This is a genomic window from Sphingomonas sp. TDK1, assembly GCF_001650735.1.
Taxonomy (GTDB): Bacteria; Pseudomonadota; Alphaproteobacteria; order Sphingomonadales; family Sphingomonadaceae; genus Sphingomonas.
This window is the reverse complement of record NZ_LXVY01000002.1, coordinates 141,049-156,041: the sequence shown is the minus strand read 5'-3', so window position 1 is coordinate 156,041 and position 14,993 is coordinate 141,049. Positions and strand designations below refer to the sequence as shown.

Genomic DNA, 14,993 nt, shown 5'->3' with positions numbered 1-14,993 from the left:
CGATGATCGGCAAGTTGATTGCAGGCTGGGTCGGCAGCAAGATCGACCGGCGCGACGGCGAGGGCGGCGCGGTCGGCGCGGCGGTCGGCGTCGCGACCTGGGAAGTCGCCAAGCGCGTCGTCCCGGCGGCGTTCGTGCTGGGCGCTGGCGCGGTGGGCGCGGCCTATCTCAAGCGCAAGCTGACGACCGAGCACGGTCCCGATACGGGGCTCGGCGCGTAAATCGCGAAACGGTGCCCGGGCTTGACGGCCCGGGTACCGCTACGCCAAAGGCGCGCATGGCCCATACGCACCAGAACGACCCGCATGGATTCCATCGCCGCGGGGTTTTGTTTGTCCTTTCGTCGCCCTCGGGCGCCGGCAAGTCGACCATCGCCCGCAAGCTGCTGGCCGCCGAACCCGATCTCGCCGTCTCCGTCTCGGTAACCACGCGCGAGCCGCGGCCAGGCGAAGTGAACGGGGTCGACTATACGTTCGTCAGCGTCGACCGGTTCCGCGAGATGGTCTCGCAGCACCATTTCATCGAATGGGCGCACGTCTTCAAGCATCGCTACGGTACGCCCAAGGGCCCGGTCGACGCGGTGCTCGCCACCGGCCGCGACATGCTGTTCGACATCGACTGGCAGGGCGCACAGCAGCTGCACCAGACGATGGGCGGCGACGTGGTCCGTGTATTCATCCTGCCGCCGTCGATGGCCGAGCTGCACCGCCGCCTCGAAGGCCGTCGTACCGACTCGCCGGAGGTCATCGCCCACCGCATGGCCCGCGCCTCGAACGAGGTGAGCCACTGGGACGGCTATGACTATGTCCTGGTCAACGACGACGCCGACAAGTGTTTCGAGGCCGTCCACACCATCCTCAAGGCCGAGCGGCTGAAGCGCTCGCGCCAGACCGGGCTGATCGGCTTCATCCGCGGCCTGATGAAGCGCGGCGATCCCACCGGGGAGTCGGACGTCCTGTAAAGCGCCCGGGCGCGAGAATGCATCTCGCCTCGAGACACAAGGAAAACGGGCCCCGCCTTTCGGCGAGGCCCGTTTGTCTGATAGGTGCAGCGATCAGCGACGGTGGTTGTTGCGATCGTGCCTTTCATATCGGATCTTCGCCGACAGCGCGTCGTAGCGGCGGTCGAGATCGCGGCGTTCCTGCATCGTCAGGCCGGGACGCGAGGCGCGATAGCGGGCTTCCAGGCGGACCAAGCCGCGATACTCGTTGCGGATCTGCGTCGCCTCACGGCGGCTGAGCGAACCCGAGCGGATCCCCTGGTCGATGCGCTGCTCGATGCGCGCCTGACGAGCGTTGATGTTCTGCCAGCCCGGCTGATAGGCAGCGGCCGACGCGGGCACGGCGGCGGTGGCAACACCCAGACCGGCAATCAGCAGCATGAACTTCTTCATCGGGTACTCCTCACTTCAACTGGACCGCCCCTGCGGTCGAGAGCCGTTGTGGAACGCCGATGTCGCGATTTTGTCCCACCACCTGCGGTTTTGCGTCACCAATTGTCGCAAGCCGGAGCGGTTCGTTCAGGTTCAGGCGGCGAGCAGTCGCTCCGCCTGGGCACGTGCCTCGGGGGTGATTTCCGCTCCGGAAAGCATGCGTGCAATCTCCTCGCGGCGCTGCTCGGGGCTGAGCGGCGTGACGCCGGTGCGCGTGACGATACCGTCGTGGCGCTTTGCGATCAGCAGGTGCCGCGCCCCGCGCGCCGCGACCTGCGGGCTATGCGTCACCACCAGCAGCTGCGAGCCCTGGGCGAGGCGGGCCAGCCGCTCGCCGATCGCATCCGCCACCGCGCCGCCCACGCCGCGATCGATCTCGTCGAAGATCAGCGTGCGGGCGCCGCCTTCCTCGGCCAGCGCCACCTTCATCGCAAGGATAAAGCGCGACAGCTCGCCGCCGCTGGCGATTTTCATTAGCGGCGCGAACGGTGCGCCGGGGTTGGTCGAGACTTCGAACTCCACCCGGTCCATGCCGGCGGCGCTCCACTGATTCTCCTCCAGCGGCTCCACCACGGTGCGGAAGCGCGCCGCATCCAGCTTCAGCGGCTTGAGTTCGGTCGCCACCGCCGCATCCAGCCGCGCCGCCGCCATGGTGCGCATGGCGGAGAGGGTCTGTGCCGCCTCGCGATAGGTGGCGTGTGCTTGTGTCGCCGCCTTCTCCAGCTTGGCGATGCCTGCGCCGCCGCTGGTCAGCCGCTCCATCCGGCCGGAAAGCTCGGCGAGCAGCGCGGGGAGTTCGTCCGGCTGGACCCGGTGCTTGCGGGCGACCGCGCGAAGTTCGAACAGCCGGGCCTCGTCCGCCTCGAGCGCGGCAGGATCGAATGCCAGCGCCTCGGCCGCGGCATCGACCTGCGCCTGCGCCTCGCTGCCTTCGGTGATCGCGCGATCGATCGCTGCCAGTGCCTCGGCCAGCGCCTCGTGATCGTCCGACACGCGCTCCAGAATCCGCGCCGCCTGCCGTAGCCGCGCGAGCCCGCCGTCCGAGCCTTCGAGCAGATCCGCGATGCCCTGCAGGTCGGTCGCGATCTTCTCGCCGCGCTGCATCGAGGCGCGGCGTTCGGCGAGCCGTTCCTCCTCGCCTTCCTCCGGCGCAAGCGCGGCGAGTTCGGTGACCGCGTGTTCGAGCCATTCGCGGTCCCGCTCGGCGCTGTCCTGTTCGGCGCGGGCCACCGCCAGCGCATCCTCGGCCGCGCGCCAGGCGCGGTGGGCGATCGACACCGGCCCGCTATCGCAGCGTCCGAAGGAATCCAGCAGCACCCGGTGGCCGCGCGGGTTGAGCAGGCCGCGATCGTCGTGCTGTCCGTGAATTTCGACGAGATGCGGCGCCAGCTCGCGCAGGAACCCGGCCGAAGCGGGCTGGTCGTTGACAAAGGCGCGGCTGCCGCCATCGGCCTTGACCAGACGGCGGATCAGCAGGGGCTCGCCCGGCTCCAGCTCCATGCCGTTCTGCGCAAACAGGTTGGCGATGGCGCTGTCGGCAGCGGGCGGCAGGAAGCTCGCGACCACCACCGCCTGCGCCGCGCCGCTGCGGACCAGGCCGCTATCGGCGCGGGCACCCAGCGCAAGCCCCAGCGCATCGAGCAGGATCGACTTGCCCGCCCCGGTCTCGCCGGTCAGCACGCCGAGCCCTTCGCCGAACTCCAGGTCCAGCGCCTCGATCAGCACCACGTCGCGAATGGATAGCGCGGTCAGCATCGGGGCCCCCTATCGCAGGAACAGGAGTAGAACGGAAGTGGTTTTACGCTGGAATCAGCTCTTTGGCTTGGGCGGCGGGCTCGCCTTGGCGGCGGCGGCCAGCTTGTCCTGGTTTTCCTGCATCAGCTCATAGGCGTGCTTGTACCAGTCGGTGCCCGGATAGTTGGCGCCGAGCACGGCGGCCGCCTTGTTCGCTTCCTCGGGCACGCCCATCGCCAGATAGCTCTCGGTGAGGCGCATCAGCGCTTCCGGCACATGGGTGGTCATCTGGTAATTGTCGACCACGGTGCGGAAGCGGAGCGCCGCTGCCAGCCACTGGCCGCGCTTCTCGTAGAAGCGGCCGACTTCCATTTCCTTGCCGCCGAGATGGTCGCGCACAAGGTCGAGCTTCAGGCGGGCGTCGGCAGCGTATTTCGAGTTCGGGTAGCGGCGAATCAGCTCGCCGAGCGAATCGAGCGCCTGCTGGGTGATCTTCTGGTCGCGGGTGACGTCGCTGATCTGCTCGTAATAGGAAATGCCGATGAGATAATAAGCATAGGGCGCATCGCGGTTACCAGGGTGCACCGCCAGGAAGCGCTGCGCCGAGGCGATGGCTTCTGCATAGTCGCGATTCAGATAATAGCTGAACGCGCCCATCAGCTGTGCGCGGCGGGCCCAGACCGAATAGGGGTGCTGGCGCTCGACTTCGTCGAACAGCGCGGCGGCGAGCTTGTACTGGTGCTGATCCAGCTTCTGCTTGGCCGTGCTGTACAGCGTGCCGACGTCGCGGGCGACGTAAGGCAGATCCTTCACCCCGCCGCGCTTGGCACAGCCGGCGACGGAAAGGGCGAACACCGGAAGGAGCGCGAACGCAAGCGCGCGAGGCAGAGGACTACGCATATGGCGGGGTTCTTAGACCGGGCCAGTGGCTGCAAACAATCCTTTTCGGGGCGGGATTGCGGCGGAACCCGCTTCGCGCCACATGCGCTGGCGTTTCCGTACCGTTCAACGAAGGGGATCTGCCATGCCCGCAACGCTTCTCGCCACCCATCGCGTCGAAAAACCCTGGGGCCGCCACACCCTGTATCCGGGCTTTGCCGATCCCGCCAAGGATGGCGACCCGGTCGGCGAGGTCTGGTTCCAGACGCCGGGCGACAGCACCCCCGATCTGCTGATCAAATATCTGTTCACGAGCGAGAAATTGTCGGTGCAGGTCCACCCGAACGACGAGCAGGCGCACGCCGCCGGTCTGCCGCGCGGCAAGGACGAATGCTGGGTGATCCTCGACGCACAGCCCGATTCGACGATCGCGCTCGGCACCAAGCAACCCTATAGCCGCGAGGAACTGCGTGCCGGTGCGCTGGATGGCTCGATCGAGGGCATGCTGGACTGGAAGCCGGTCAAGGCGGGCGATTTCTTTTACTCGGCCTCGGGCACGGTGCACGCGATCGGCGCGGGAATCACGCTGATCGAAGTGCAGCAGAACAGCGAGACGACCTATCGCCTCTATGACTATGGTCGTCCGCGCGAGCTGCACCTGGACGAAGGCATCGCCGTTTCCGAACCGGTGCCGTTCGTGCCGCACCCGATGCCGGGCGCGGTCGCGCCGAACCGCACGATCCTGGTCGAAGGGCCGAAGTTCGTGCTCGAGCGTTGGGAAGGCGGGCATCGCCGCTTCACCCTGCCCGAAGGCACGACCGGCTGGCTGATCCCGGTGAAGGGGGAGGGCGTGGTGGACGGCGTCGCCTTCAAGGCGGGCGAGTGCCTGACCGTGGAAGGCCATGCCGAGCTGGAGGCGACGGTGGGCAGCGATCTGCTGTTCGCCTATCCGGGCGATGCGCGTGTCCCGTCGATGGACGCTGCATGAACCGGGCGTAGTTTCATGTTCACGCAACCTGCCGCCGCTTGCATACGTTCGGCACGCATCGATAACGACAAGGATTAGGTCACGATGCGCATTCTGTTCGTAGCCGCCGCGGCGGCGGCGCTGACCCTGCCGACGGTGCCTGCAATGGCGCAGGGTTGGCAAAACCGCGACGCCCATTGGCAGGACCGCGATCATGGCCGCGACCGCGACGGTCGCTGGAACGATCGCGGCCCGGGCCGGGGTCACGGCCCGGAACGCGGCGATTGGCGCCGCTTCCGCAACTATGACTATAACCGCCTGCCGCCGGGCCAGCGTCGCTATTATGCGGACCAATATTATCGCGACGGTCGCTATTATCAGGAGCGTCGCCTGAGCCGGAACGACCGTATCTATCGCGGCAATGACGGGCGCTATTATTGCCGCCGCAACGACGGCACGACCGGTCTGATCGTGGGCGGCGTCGCCGGTGGTCTGCTGGGCAACGCGCTGTCCTCGGGCGGCAATGCGACCCTCGGCACGCTCCTTGGTGCCGCAGCAGGCGGCGCGCTCGGCCACTCGGTGGACCGCGGCAACGTCCGCTGCCGCTAAGCCGGCATGGCTTGCACGAAGAGGGGTCCGGTTCGCCGGGCCCCTTTTTTGTCGCCTAGATGAAGCCGCCGGTGAGCATCAGCCGCACCCCGCTGATGATGAGGATCAGCAGGTTGAGGTTCCGCCCCGCGGTTCCCCGCGAAAGCATCCCGACGACCGTGCCAGTGACCGCGATCGGAAAGGCAATCCAGTTGATCAGCGGCACGAAGGGAAGCGGGATGATCCCCACCAGCGCAAAGGGCAGCGCCACCAGCCCGATCAGCAGCGAGAGTGCGTTGAACATGGATGGGGATATGGGGCGGCGGAGGTGTGTTATCAAGATAGCACGGGTCATCAGTTCGCGCACGCGCTATGCGCGCGCCACAGCGCTGGTGGAGGAAGGGGCACCATAGCGGCTCACGCCCGTCTCGGCCGTTCGGATCGTCGACCCGCAATCCCAAAAGATGCCGATCGTTGAGCGGGTGCTGTCCCGATTTCTCCTCCCCGGCGTGCTATTTCGGGGAATGGGAATCCGAAGCGCCTTTTTCGGGAAAGCGCATGGGCTGAACGACTTGCCGACCGAACGCCGGGGCGCCGATCCCGAAAAAGATTCCTGATCGGGACGTCGCTGCTACGCCAGTAGCGAAAATGAGTTGCCGAAATTGTGCAGCAGGACCGGCAGAAGCAGGCTCCCTGTCCGCAGGCGCAGCCAGACGGCGATGAATGATGGAACTGCCGTCAGCGCCATTGTCATAAGGTCGAAGGAGAAGCTGCCGTGTGAGAAGCCGAAGGCATGCGCCATGCCGAACAGGAAGCATGACAGCACGGAACCCCAGCCCCAATCGACCCCGAAAAACCGCTTCCTGCCGGTGAACGCCTGATCGAGCGCGAACAGGAGGACGCCCCGGTAGAAGGGTTCCTCTTCCAGACCCGGCATGGTCAATTGGAAAGCCATTTCCTCCCCACGCGATGGGCCGTCCGGAAAGGCCACTGCGATCACGACGAAGAAAGCGCAGTAGAGTATTGCGACCGGCAACGCGGCCCTCACGCTTCCCGGTTCCTGTGCGATCGTTAGACCGACACGACGAAACCCGAATGCCGGTGACGCGGCAATGGCGAGGGTGGCGGCTAACGCTAGCAGCTTGCCTTGCCAGTTCCACTCTCCACCGATCAGATCGGGCAGCAATCCGTAGGCGCGGGTAAGAAGCGCATCGTTGATCGCCACCAGCAGCGCCGCGATCAGCAGCCAGCGCGGAGAGAAGCGTTTCCGATCGCTAAATCCGATCACCGCCCCCAGGACGACGAACAGAACCAGTGTTCCGCCCAAACCGATCAAACCGTTCACACACCCACCTTCAACCCATGTAGCGAGAGCGTGCTACCCGCGGGACAACGGTTTGCCCTCTCAAAACCCGGCATTTCGCTCCTCAAAACCCGGCTTTCGTCAAGTGCGTGTCGTTTGCTTCGCCCTGACGCACGGCGGTTCGGTAGTCGCTGGGGGTGCGCCCTTCGATCGCCCTGAAGGCGCGGTTGAAGCTGGCAAGCGAAGCAAAGCCGCTGTCCAGCGCGACGGTGATGAGCTTGTCCTCGCAATTTCGATCGCCCAGCAACCGACGTGCCTCCGCGACCCGGTAGTGGTTCAGGAACGTACGGAAATGATCATAGCCCAGCTCGTGATTGATGAGCGTCCGCACAGCGCGCTCCGGCGCGCCCATGCGCTCGACAAAGGTGGAGAAGGTCAGTTCGGGATCGAGGAACACGCGCTCGGTTTCCATCAGGCCAGACAGTCGACGATACAGCGCGCCATCAGGTCGGGGGCCGGACTGCGGTGTTGGTCCCGCCAGCAGCGGCGGGTTCGCGATGACACCGAAGGTCAGCACATCGACACGCACGGTCAGCAGCCGGCCGGCCAGCCAGAGGCCGAAGGCGAGCACCATCGCGTTCTGCGTCATGGCGAACGCGAGCGGACGCCATGCGAAGCCGAACAACGCATCGGCCGCTAGGTCGATGAAAAGCATTCCGCCGAGCAGAACCGCGACCATGATCCGGGCGTCGTGACGGCGCTGGATCAGGTCGCCCTGACGTTCGGCCAGCAGGCGCCAGACCATATGGGCGACGATCGCGAAGCCTAGAGGGACCAGCAGCAACGATAGCCCTTTGCCCGCAAGGGTATCGCCGAGCAGCCCGCGATCCGCTGCGGCGATGGCGATCCAGGCTAAACCGACGCGCAGCACGGCGCCTCGCAGTCTGAACCGGCTATCGAAGCACGACAGGCAAAACCACCACAGGAAGGCCACCGCGAAACCACTCACCGTGTGAGCGATGGCACCGGCGATTCCGGCGGGGGCCAGCGCGGCGATCGGCGTATTGCCGAGGACAAAGCCAGAGAGGCAGAGCGCCAAAGGTGCAAATAGTGCCGCAGGCGAGCCAACCCGGTGACGCGCGCTGACCAGGAGCCATGCCAGCAGGAGGATCGTGCTGACAGCACCTGCCCGGATCGCGGCGTCAAGTTGGCCAATGTTCATGCCGTCACGGTACGAGACGCCCCGGCACCAAGCCAACACCCATCTTTGGCCGACTGATCGACGGTAGTCGATCTAGCGGTGAGTTTCGGGAACCGAATTTTCGTTCCTGAAACACCATCGACTTCGGACGGCAGCCATAGCCTGCCTCATCCTGAAATCCGCCTCACCGCTTCTCACCAATTCCAAACATGCACAGCGGGAGCATGCAGCTCTTACCGACGCGACAGTCAGGACCGTACACACACACCATCCTTCGCGGTGCCTACCGATTGATCGCTCGCCATGCGAAGCCTGTTCTTTGATACGGTCTGGCTAGTTCATCCGCGTGCGACAGGCCGCCGCAAACGCGTTCGCGCGTGTGAACCTTGGCAACTTGGCTCGCCCGCCAGTCCCGATGTACGCCTTGGCAGACTGCGCAAATGCGCGACCTTTGTGGACATGGGCCCGTGACTGCCCGCCGACGCAGGGGCTGTTTGGGGCCCGCCGACAACCGCCCACCCCGAAACTTCCCCTTTCGCCCGATTCGCGCTAGGGGCACAGCATGCCCAATCTTTTTCTCGTGATGCTCGGCGGGGCCATCGGCTCCGCGGCCCGCTACGGCGTTGGTCGCGCCGGCGTCGCTCTGCTCGGCCCGGCCTTCCCCTGGGGGACCCTTGCCGTCAACATCGTCGGCGGCTTCCTGATGGGGCTGCTTGGCGCCAGCCTGATCCGCTTCGGCCAGAATGCCGAGCAGGCGCGGTTGCTGCTCGGCGTCGGCGTGCTCGGTGGCTTCACCACCTTCTCGTCCTTCTCGCTTGAAACTTTCGCGATGATCGAGCGCGGCGACGTGCTGACGGCGCTGGGCTATGTCCTCGCCTCGGTGATCGGCGCGATCGGCGCGGTCGCCATCGGCATGACGCTGGCCCGGGCGGTGACGGCATGAGCGGCAGCGAGGACGGCGTCCGCCAGTTCGTCGTCGGCTATGACGATGACGGCATCCGGCTCGACCGCTGGTTCAAGCGGCATCTGCCCGACGTCAGCTTCAACCTCGTCTCGCGCTGGGCGCGGACCGGCCAGCTCCGCGTCGACGGCGCGCGTGCTACGCCGGGCGACCGCATCGCCGCGGGCCAGCAGATCCGCGTACCCCCGGCCGAGCCTGCCAAGCCCGCCGCCGCGGCCCGACCCAAGTCGAACCGCCCGCCGCTCAGCGCCGAGCAGACCGAGCTGGCGCAGTCCATGGTCATCCACCGCGATGCCCAGGCGATCGTGCTCAACAAGCCGCCCGGCCTCGCGACGCAGGGCGGCACCAAGACCTTCGAGCATGTCGACGGCCTGCTCGACGCGCTGCAGTTCGAGGCGGAAGGCCGCCCCAAGCTGGTCCACCGGCTCGACAAGGATACCTCGGGCGCGCTGTTGATCGCGCGGTCCGCGCGCGCGGCGGCCTTCTTCTCCAAGAGCTTCTCCAGCCGCACCGCGCGGAAAATCTACTGGGCGCTGGTGATGGGCGTGCCGGAGATCGAAGACGGCTTCATCGAGCTGCCGATCGGCAAGCAGCCGGGCACCGGCGGCGAAAAGATGCAGGTGGACATGGAAGAGGGCCAGCCCGCCCGCACCCGCTACCGGGTGATCGAAATGGCCGGCAATCGCTGCGCCTGGGTCGAGCTCCAGCCCTTCACTGGCCGCACCCACCAGCTGCGCGTCCACATGGCGGCGATCGGCCACCCGATCGTCGGCGACGGGAAATACGGGTTGCAGGAGGCGTTCCTTACCGGCGGGATCAGCCGCAAGATGCACCTGCACGCACGCCGCATCCGCATCGACCATCCCGATGGCGGCCGGATCGACGTGCGCGCCGAGCTGCCGCACCATTTCGCGGAATCGATGCACACGCTGGGCTTCGATCTGGCGGTGGGCAATGCGCTGGAGATCGACGACGGTCCCCCGCCGATGAGCAAGGAACTGCTCAAGCAGAAGGCCAAGGCGCACGCCAAGGCCTATCGCAAGGAACGCCGCGGCGAACGGCGGGGTCGGGGCGCGAAGAAGTGATGTCCCTGAAGTCCCCCTCCCGCTTGCGGGAGGGGCCAGGGGCGGGGGAGTCGTGGAGGCTCCCTCCGCATCGGAACAACGCGCTTCCAGCACGCACCCTTCCGTCCCCTCCCGCATGCAGGAGGGGGGATTAGGCAGCCATGAACCGCTTGGCACTCTTCGATTGCGACGGCACGCTGGTCGATAGCCAGGCGAGCATCTGCCTCGCCATGGAACATTGTTTTATCGGCCAGAAGCTCGATCCGCCGACCCGCGCGGCGATCCGCCGGATCGTCGGCCTCAGCCTGGTCGAGGCGATCGCCCAGCTGCTGCCGGAGGCCGAGGACGACCTCCACCGCCACCTCGCCGAGGAATATAAGCGCGCCTATTTCACGCTGCGTACCTCGGGCCATATCGAGGACGAGCCGCTCTATGACGGTATCCGCGAGGCGATCGAGACGCTGGATGCAAATGGCTGGCTGCTCGGTGTCGCTACCGGCAAGTCGGATCGCGGGCTGATCCGGGTGCTGGAGGCGCATGGCCTGCGCCAGCGCTTCATCACGCTGCAGACCGCCGACCGCCACCCCTCCAAGCCGCATCCCTCGATGATCCAGACCGCCATCGCCGAGGCGGGTGCGAGCGCGGCGACGACGGTCATGATCGGCGACACCAGCTTCGACATGGCGATGGCGGTCGCCGCCGATGCGCATCCTCTGGGTGTTGCATGGGGCTACCACACGCCCCATGATCTGCATGCGGCCGGCGCGGTGCGGGTCGTGGAGCATGCGTCGGCAATTCCGGTGCATCTGGAGGCCCTGTGACTGGAGGCATCGTGACCGAAGCCGATCGCATTGCGCGCAACCGCTACTTCCTGATGATGGGGGCAAACTGCGTCGGGGTGGCGGGCGCGGTGCTGGCGCTGCTCATCCTGGGCCGGGCCACCACCACCGAACTGACCATGCTGGGTATCGCGCTGATGCTCGCCTCGTTCTGGGTCATGGCGGCGATCCCCAAGATGCTCGCCCGCCGCTGGAGGACACCCCCCGAAGCATGAAACGATTCTGGAAGACCGTTGCCATCGTCGATGGCGGCATCGAACTCGACGGTCGCCCCGTCCGGACCCCCGCCCGCACCGCCCTTGCACTGCCGACACCGCAGCTGGCCGAAGCGGTGGCCGAGGAATGGCGCGGCGTCGGCGAGGAACTCGATCCGCGCGCGATGCCGCTGACCGGGCTCGCCAACGCCGCGATCGACCAGATCGCGCCCAACCCCGCGCCCTTCGCGGCGGACTTGGCCCGCTATGGCGAAAGCGACCTGCTCTGTTACCGCGCCGAGCTGCCGGAACCGCTGGTGGAGCGCCAGGCCGAGCAGTGGGACCCGCTGCTCGACTGGGCGCGCGCGCGCTACGACGTGCATTTCGAGACGACGGCCGGGATCATGCACCGCCCCCAGCCCGCGGCGACGATCGCCCGGCTGAACGAGGTGGTTGCAGCGCTCGATCCGTTCCGGCTGGCGGCGCTGAACCCGCTGGTGACGATCAGCGGCTCGCTGGTGGCGGCGCTGGCGCTGCTCGAAGGCGCGGCCGATCGCGACACGGTGTGGCGCGCTGTCCAGCTCGACGAGGATTGGCAGGCCGAGCAATGGGGCGAAGACGAACTCGCTACCCGTGCCCGGGAAGCGCGGCGCGCGGATTTCGAGGCGGGGGCGCGATTCCTCGCGCTGCTCTAGCGCGGAATCGTCGCCGCATCCGTGAAGGGCGGATGCACTTCGGGTTGATGCGCCTCGGCCGCGTGTGTCGTGTGCATCGCGTCCCCCTATCCCGACGGACAGGATCGCAGGCGGTCAGCTCTCCGTCTTGGGCTGCGTGCGGCGGGTGCGCGGCTTGGCGCTCGTGTCGCTCGCCTTGCGCGTCCGACGAGGCGGGGGCGCCTTGACGGGCTTCGGGCTCGCGGTGTCCGTACCCTTTTCGGTGGTCGCCGCTGCAGGCTTCGCGACGGGGGTGGCGGGCTTCCGCGTGCGGCGTGTCGTCGCGGGCTTGGCAAGGGGCTCGGCCGGCGCAGGGGCTTCCGCGGAGGCTGCCGCAGATTTGCGGATGCGCTTGACGGCGGGCGCGGCGGCGGGCGCTGGCGTGGCTTCCGACGTTGTCTCCGGAGCCGGGGCGGTGCTCGTCTCGGCCACGGGTTGGGGCGGCGGGGCGGGTTCGGCCACGGCCTTGGCGTCGCCGCCCTTGATCCGCTGCGCCAGCGCGACCAGGCCGGAGGCGATCAGGTCCGCGATCACCGGATGCTTGGCGAGGTTGCTGAGCTGGCGACGGGTGTCCTTGGGCAATTTGATGCCGTCGATCACCTTCGGCAGCAGGGAAGACTTCTTGTCGCCCTTCTTCGCCTTCTTCTCTTTCTTGCCGGCCATGCCGCACCTCCCTCCATGGGTGAAGCGATCAGCTTCCGCCAAGCGAGTCATGCTGTCAACTTAAGGCAGCGCGCTCAATGATGGGTGGGCCCTTCGGACTCCCAATCGAAGACGATTTCAAACTCGGTTTCTGCCGCTGCGGGCGACGGCGCAGCCCGGCGCAAATGGCGTGGCAACGAGGTTGCATGCGAGGGGCGTCGGCGGGGCGATCGGTACGGTTTGGGCTTCTGCATCTGGAACTCCTTGCCTCCCCGGGCAGCTATCGAACCCCTGCATATTCGCTCAGGTTCCCCGATGCGCGGCGACGAGTCCATTCAGGAAGTTATGCAATCGTTCGCTATTGGCGGCCCACGTAAAGGGTTCGGCGTGCGCGCGGACAGCCGTCGCAGCGGGCGGCGCGGCGAGCAGGTCCGCGATGCCCGCGGCGATCGCGGCGGGGGTGCGGTCCACAATGCGGCCCGCGTCGGCGCCCGTCACCACCTGGCGTGCCCCGCCGATATCCGGGATCACGATCGGCGTGCCGCTGGCCAGCGCCTCGAGCCAGGCATTGGCCAGCCCTTCCGAGGAGGAGGCCAATGCCATCACGTCGGCCGCGGCGAGCAGTTCGGCGATCTGGTCCGGCGGCAGCGGGCCGCACAGCCGGATGCGGCTTGAGCATCCCCTTGCGCTGATCCGTGCGGCGAGGCGTTCGCGCTCCGGACCTTGGCCGGCGATGGCGAGATGGACGCCGGGCAGGCTGGCGACCGCGTCGATCAGCAGGTCATGTCCCTTGAGCGGGATCAGCGCGCCGATGGACGCGACGAGGGGGCCGTCGACCCCCAATGCATGTTTGGTTGCGATACGGTCACGCGGGGCGAAGCGGGTTAGGTCGACACCGGTTACGATGCACTGGATACGGTCTGCGGGCATGCCGAGCGCGATCATGTCGTCGCGTAGTGCAAGCGAGACCGACAGCAGGCCGTCGGCCGCTTGTCCTGCCGCGACGATCTGCCGGGCGATGGCGGGGCGGCGGGTCCATTGATGGATGTCCGATCCGCGCGCCTTGATCGAGACCGGCACGCCGAACGTCTCGCCGAGGGCGATGGCGGCGGGGCCGTCTGGAAAGAAGAACTCCGTGCTGATCACGTCGAAGGGGAAGGTGCGGCGCAGCTCGGCCAGCGTCGGTCGGAGTGCGTGGGCCAGCATGGTCGCGTGAGCGCGACCGCCCGTTCCCGGCAAGTTGAGGAAGCGGGGACGATGGACAATGAGGCCGTTCCACGCCTCGCGGACCGGCTGGGCGGCAAGCTGCGCATAGCGCGGGTGACGCGAAAGCGGGAAGGGGGGCAGGCCGCGTGGCGCGACGATCTGCACGTCCACCCCGGCGCGCGCGGCGAGTGCCCGCGTCTGCCGTTCGACGAAGATGCCGAAATTTGGACGTGATGCATCCGGAAAAAGCGTGGAGAGGACGACGACGCGCAGCATGCCCCGGAGCTATAGCGCTCCGGGGTTAATGCTTCGGCGCGTTAGCGGCAGCTGTTGCCGCTACGCTCGATCGCGCGACCGGCCAGCGCGCCCGCGACGCCGCCCAGCACCGTGCCCGCCGTGCGATCGCCGCTGGTATCGATGGTACGGCCGAGCAGCGCGCCGCCCACGGCACCGATCACCGTGCCGGTGGTGCCATCCGGCTTGCGGCAATAACGACGGCCATCCCGGCCGCGCCACTCGCGATAGGCGTAGCGGCGATGATCGTCGCGATAGCGGCGGTCGTCATGGTCGCGATAATAGCGATCCTGAGCGATGGCGGTCTTGGCCTCGGCGGTCGCAGCCGGAAGGACGGCGACAGCGGGAACGGCGAGCGCCGCAGCGCTGAGCGAAAGAAGCAGGGTACGCATATCTATAAACTCCCCGATATATGATCGATGAAACGAACGTGTCGGGTTTAGCTGCGGTTGCATGAACCTGATACTACGTCCCGTTCAGGCAGGAGGCAGGCAGTTGGACGAAGCGCGGGCGATCATCGAGCGGCTGGCACTGGCGTCGCACCCGGAAGGTGGCTGGTATCGCGAGACGTGGCGCGCAAGCGGGGAAGGGAGAGGCCGCTCCCCGGCTACCGCGATCCTGTTCCTGCTGGAGGCAGGCCAGCGGTCGCACTGGCACCGGGTCGACGCGGAGGAACTGTGGCTCTGGCATGCCGGATCGCCCCTGGAACTGCAGCTAGGTCATGCCGACGGCGGCGTGGAGCGGATCGCGTTGGGGTCGGACGTGCTGGGAGGCCAGTCGCCCCAGGCGCGGGTGCCGGCGGGCCGATGGCAGGCGACCGAGGCACCGAACGGCTGGGGCTTGGTCAGCTGCATCGTCGTGCCAGGCTTCGATTTCGCAGGGTTCGAACTGGCGGCGCCGGGCTGGGCACCCCCAGGCGCCTAAAGCGGTTATCCCCGTTATCCACACTATCCACAGGCCGTCGCCATCGCTTTGG

19 protein-coding genes are annotated in these 14,993 nt (G+C 67.1%); 10 read left to right on the top strand and 9 right to left on the bottom strand.

The genetic code is table 11. The features are described from left to right. Positions 1 to 2: 2 nt before the first annotated feature. Complete coding sequence (locus tag A7X12_RS02020) at positions 3 to 221, top strand: hypothetical protein (RefSeq protein ID WP_064310010.1); 219 nt, start codon at positions 3 to 5, stop codon at positions 219 to 221. A gap of 56 nt (positions 222 to 277) precedes the next feature. Further along, positions 278 to 961 carry a guanylate kinase gene (gene gmk / locus A7X12_RS02015; protein WP_064309974.1) on the top strand — a complete coding sequence of 228 codons (684 nt, stop codon included), beginning with the start codon at positions 278 to 280 and terminating at the stop codon, positions 959 to 961. 93 nt (positions 962 to 1,054) lie between these two features. On the opposite strand, the gene A7X12_RS02010 is transcribed toward gmk, so the two are convergent. The 3 genes from A7X12_RS02010 to A7X12_RS02000 form a co-directional block, all read right to left on the bottom strand. Then, a complete protein-coding gene (locus A7X12_RS02010; RefSeq protein WP_064309973.1) occupies positions 1,055 to 1,393 on the bottom strand; it encodes a hypothetical protein in 339 nt (112 codons plus the stop codon). 132 nt (positions 1,394 to 1,525) lie between these two features. Then, positions 1,526 to 3,187 (bottom strand): DNA repair protein RecN, encoded by a 1,662-nt coding sequence (gene recN / locus A7X12_RS02005; RefSeq protein ID WP_064309972.1) that lies wholly within the window; start codon positions 3,185 to 3,187, stop codon positions 1,526 to 1,528. A gap of 54 nt (positions 3,188 to 3,241) precedes the next feature. Further along, positions 3,242 to 4,066 (bottom strand): outer membrane protein assembly factor BamD, encoded by an 825-nt coding sequence (locus A7X12_RS02000; RefSeq protein WP_064309971.1) that lies wholly within the window; start codon positions 4,064 to 4,066, stop codon positions 3,242 to 3,244. Positions 4,067 to 4,190: 124 nt separating this feature from the next. On the opposite strand from A7X12_RS02000, the gene A7X12_RS01995 reads away from it, so the two are divergent. Further along, positions 4,191 to 5,033: a class I mannose-6-phosphate isomerase gene (locus A7X12_RS01995; protein ID WP_064309970.1), complete on the top strand. Its 843-nt coding sequence runs from the start codon at positions 4,191 to 4,193 to the stop codon at positions 5,031 to 5,033. An 84-nt stretch (positions 5,034 to 5,117) separates the two neighbouring features. Then, entirely contained in the window at positions 5,118 to 5,621 is a 504-nt protein-coding gene (locus tag A7X12_RS01990) for a glycine zipper 2TM domain-containing protein (RefSeq protein ID WP_064309969.1), read from the top strand. Positions 5,622 to 5,676: 55 nt separating this feature from the next. On the opposite strand, the gene A7X12_RS01985 is transcribed toward A7X12_RS01990, so the two are convergent. The 3 genes from A7X12_RS01985 to A7X12_RS01975 all read right to left on the bottom strand — a co-directional run bounded on the left by A7X12_RS01985 (position 5,677) and on the right by A7X12_RS01975 (position 8,125). Then, the gene (locus A7X12_RS01985; protein WP_064309968.1) at positions 5,677 to 5,904 is read right to left on the bottom strand and encodes a hypothetical protein; all 228 of its coding nucleotides are present in this window, start codon (positions 5,902 to 5,904) and stop codon (positions 5,677 to 5,679) included. Positions 5,905 to 6,231: 327 nt separating this feature from the next. Further along, positions 6,232 to 6,945, bottom strand: a complete 714-nt coding sequence (locus A7X12_RS01980) for a CPBP family intramembrane glutamic endopeptidase, BDIM_20840 family (protein WP_064309967.1) — start codon at positions 6,943 to 6,945, stop codon at positions 6,232 to 6,234. Positions 6,946 to 7,027: 82 nt separating this feature from the next. After that, positions 7,028 to 8,125: an AraC family transcriptional regulator gene (locus A7X12_RS01975; RefSeq protein ID WP_064309966.1), complete on the bottom strand. Its 1,098-nt coding sequence runs from the start codon at positions 8,123 to 8,125 to the stop codon at positions 7,028 to 7,030. A 541-nt stretch (positions 8,126 to 8,666) separates the two neighbouring features. Between A7X12_RS01975 and crcB the strand changes: the two genes are divergently transcribed. The 5 genes from crcB to A7X12_RS01950 all read left to right on the top strand — a co-directional run bounded on the left by crcB (position 8,667) and on the right by A7X12_RS01950 (position 11,857). Then, positions 8,667 to 9,047: a fluoride efflux transporter CrcB gene (gene crcB, locus A7X12_RS01970; protein WP_064309965.1), complete on the top strand. Its 381-nt coding sequence runs from the start codon at positions 8,667 to 8,669 to the stop codon at positions 9,045 to 9,047. Continuing rightward, entirely contained in the window at positions 9,044 to 10,150 is a 1,107-nt protein-coding gene (locus tag A7X12_RS01965; RefSeq protein WP_064309964.1) for an RluA family pseudouridine synthase, read from the top strand. The genes crcB and A7X12_RS01965 overlap by 4 nt, the downstream gene beginning before the upstream one ends. A gap of 140 nt (positions 10,151 to 10,290) precedes the next feature. After that, positions 10,291 to 10,950 (top strand): HAD-IA family hydrolase, encoded by a 660-nt coding sequence (locus A7X12_RS01960; RefSeq protein WP_064309963.1) that lies wholly within the window; start codon positions 10,291 to 10,293, stop codon positions 10,948 to 10,950. A gap of 11 nt (positions 10,951 to 10,961) precedes the next feature. Further along, a complete protein-coding gene (locus tag A7X12_RS01955) occupies positions 10,962 to 11,183 on the top strand; it encodes a hypothetical protein (RefSeq protein ID WP_064309962.1) in 222 nt (73 codons plus the stop codon). Beyond that, positions 11,180 to 11,857, top strand: a complete 678-nt coding sequence (locus A7X12_RS01950) for an ATP12 family chaperone protein (RefSeq protein ID WP_064309961.1) — start codon at positions 11,180 to 11,182, stop codon at positions 11,855 to 11,857. The genes A7X12_RS01955 and A7X12_RS01950 overlap by 4 nt, the downstream gene beginning before the upstream one ends. 114 nt (positions 11,858 to 11,971) lie before the next feature. Here A7X12_RS01950 and A7X12_RS01945 read toward each other — a convergent pair whose 3' ends face one another. The 3 genes from A7X12_RS01945 to A7X12_RS01935 all read right to left on the bottom strand — a co-directional run bounded on the left by A7X12_RS01945 (position 11,972) and on the right by A7X12_RS01935 (position 14,409). After that, positions 11,972 to 12,538, bottom strand: a complete 567-nt coding sequence (locus A7X12_RS01945) for a hypothetical protein (protein WP_064309960.1) — start codon at positions 12,536 to 12,538, stop codon at positions 11,972 to 11,974. A 282-nt stretch (positions 12,539 to 12,820) separates the two neighbouring features. Next, the gene (locus A7X12_RS01940) at positions 12,821 to 13,999 is read right to left on the bottom strand and encodes a glycosyltransferase (protein WP_064309959.1); all 1,179 of its coding nucleotides are present in this window, start codon (positions 13,997 to 13,999) and stop codon (positions 12,821 to 12,823) included. Positions 14,000 to 14,040: 41 nt separating this feature from the next. Beyond that, the gene (locus A7X12_RS01935) at positions 14,041 to 14,409 is read right to left on the bottom strand and encodes a glycine zipper 2TM domain-containing protein (RefSeq protein ID WP_064309958.1); all 369 of its coding nucleotides are present in this window, start codon (positions 14,407 to 14,409) and stop codon (positions 14,041 to 14,043) included. A 103-nt stretch (positions 14,410 to 14,512) separates the two neighbouring features. Here A7X12_RS01935 and A7X12_RS01930 point away from each other — a divergent pair, with 103 nt between their 5' ends. Continuing rightward, complete coding sequence (locus A7X12_RS01930) at positions 14,513 to 14,941, top strand: cupin domain-containing protein (RefSeq protein WP_232318248.1); 429 nt, start codon at positions 14,513 to 14,515, stop codon at positions 14,939 to 14,941. The last annotated feature ends 52 nt before the right edge of the window (positions 14,942 to 14,993 follow it).

Bases quoted from the DNA above. Each gene is read 5' to 3' on its own strand.
- A7X12_RS01935 (WP_064309958.1), bottom strand. From the start codon at position 14,409: ATGCGTACCCTGCTTCTTTCGCTCAGCGCTGCGGCGCTCGCCGTTCCC.
- A7X12_RS01985 (WP_064309968.1), bottom strand. From the start codon at position 5,904: ATGTTCAACGCACTCTCGCTGCTGATCGGGCTGGTGGCGCTGCCCTTT.
- gmk (WP_064309974.1), top strand. From the start codon at position 278: ATGGCCCATACGCACCAGAACGACCCGCATGGATTCCATCGCCGCGGG.
- A7X12_RS02020 (WP_064310010.1), top strand. From the start codon at position 3: ATGATCGGCAAGTTGATTGCAGGCTGGGTCGGCAGCAAGATCGACCGG.
- A7X12_RS02010 (WP_064309973.1), bottom strand. From the start codon at position 1,393: ATGAAGAAGTTCATGCTGCTGATTGCCGGTCTGGGTGTTGCCACCGCC.
- A7X12_RS01975 (WP_064309966.1), bottom strand. From the start codon at position 8,125: ATGAACATTGGCCAACTTGACGCCGCGATCCGGGCAGGTGCTGTCAGC.
- A7X12_RS01960 (WP_064309963.1), top strand. From the start codon at position 10,291: ATGAACCGCTTGGCACTCTTCGATTGCGACGGCACGCTGGTCGATAGC.
- A7X12_RS01965 (WP_064309964.1), top strand. From the start codon at position 9,044: ATGAGCGGCAGCGAGGACGGCGTCCGCCAGTTCGTCGTCGGCTATGAC.
- recN (WP_064309972.1), bottom strand. From the start codon at position 3,187: ATGCTGACCGCGCTATCCATTCGCGACGTGGTGCTGATCGAGGCGCTG.
- A7X12_RS01950 (WP_064309961.1), top strand. From the start codon at position 11,180: ATGAAACGATTCTGGAAGACCGTTGCCATCGTCGATGGCGGCATCGAA.
- A7X12_RS01945 (WP_064309960.1), bottom strand. From the start codon at position 12,538: ATGGCCGGCAAGAAAGAGAAGAAGGCGAAGAAGGGCGACAAGAAGTCT.
- A7X12_RS01995 (WP_064309970.1), top strand. From the start codon at position 4,191: ATGCCCGCAACGCTTCTCGCCACCCATCGCGTCGAAAAACCCTGGGGC.
- A7X12_RS01990 (WP_064309969.1), top strand. From the start codon at position 5,118: ATGCGCATTCTGTTCGTAGCCGCCGCGGCGGCGGCGCTGACCCTGCCG.
- A7X12_RS01940 (WP_064309959.1), bottom strand. From the start codon at position 13,999: ATGCTGCGCGTCGTCGTCCTCTCCACGCTTTTTCCGGATGCATCACGT.
- crcB (WP_064309965.1), top strand. From the start codon at position 8,667: ATGCCCAATCTTTTTCTCGTGATGCTCGGCGGGGCCATCGGCTCCGCG.
- A7X12_RS02000 (WP_064309971.1), bottom strand. From the start codon at position 4,066: ATGCGTAGTCCTCTGCCTCGCGCGCTTGCGTTCGCGCTCCTTCCGGTG.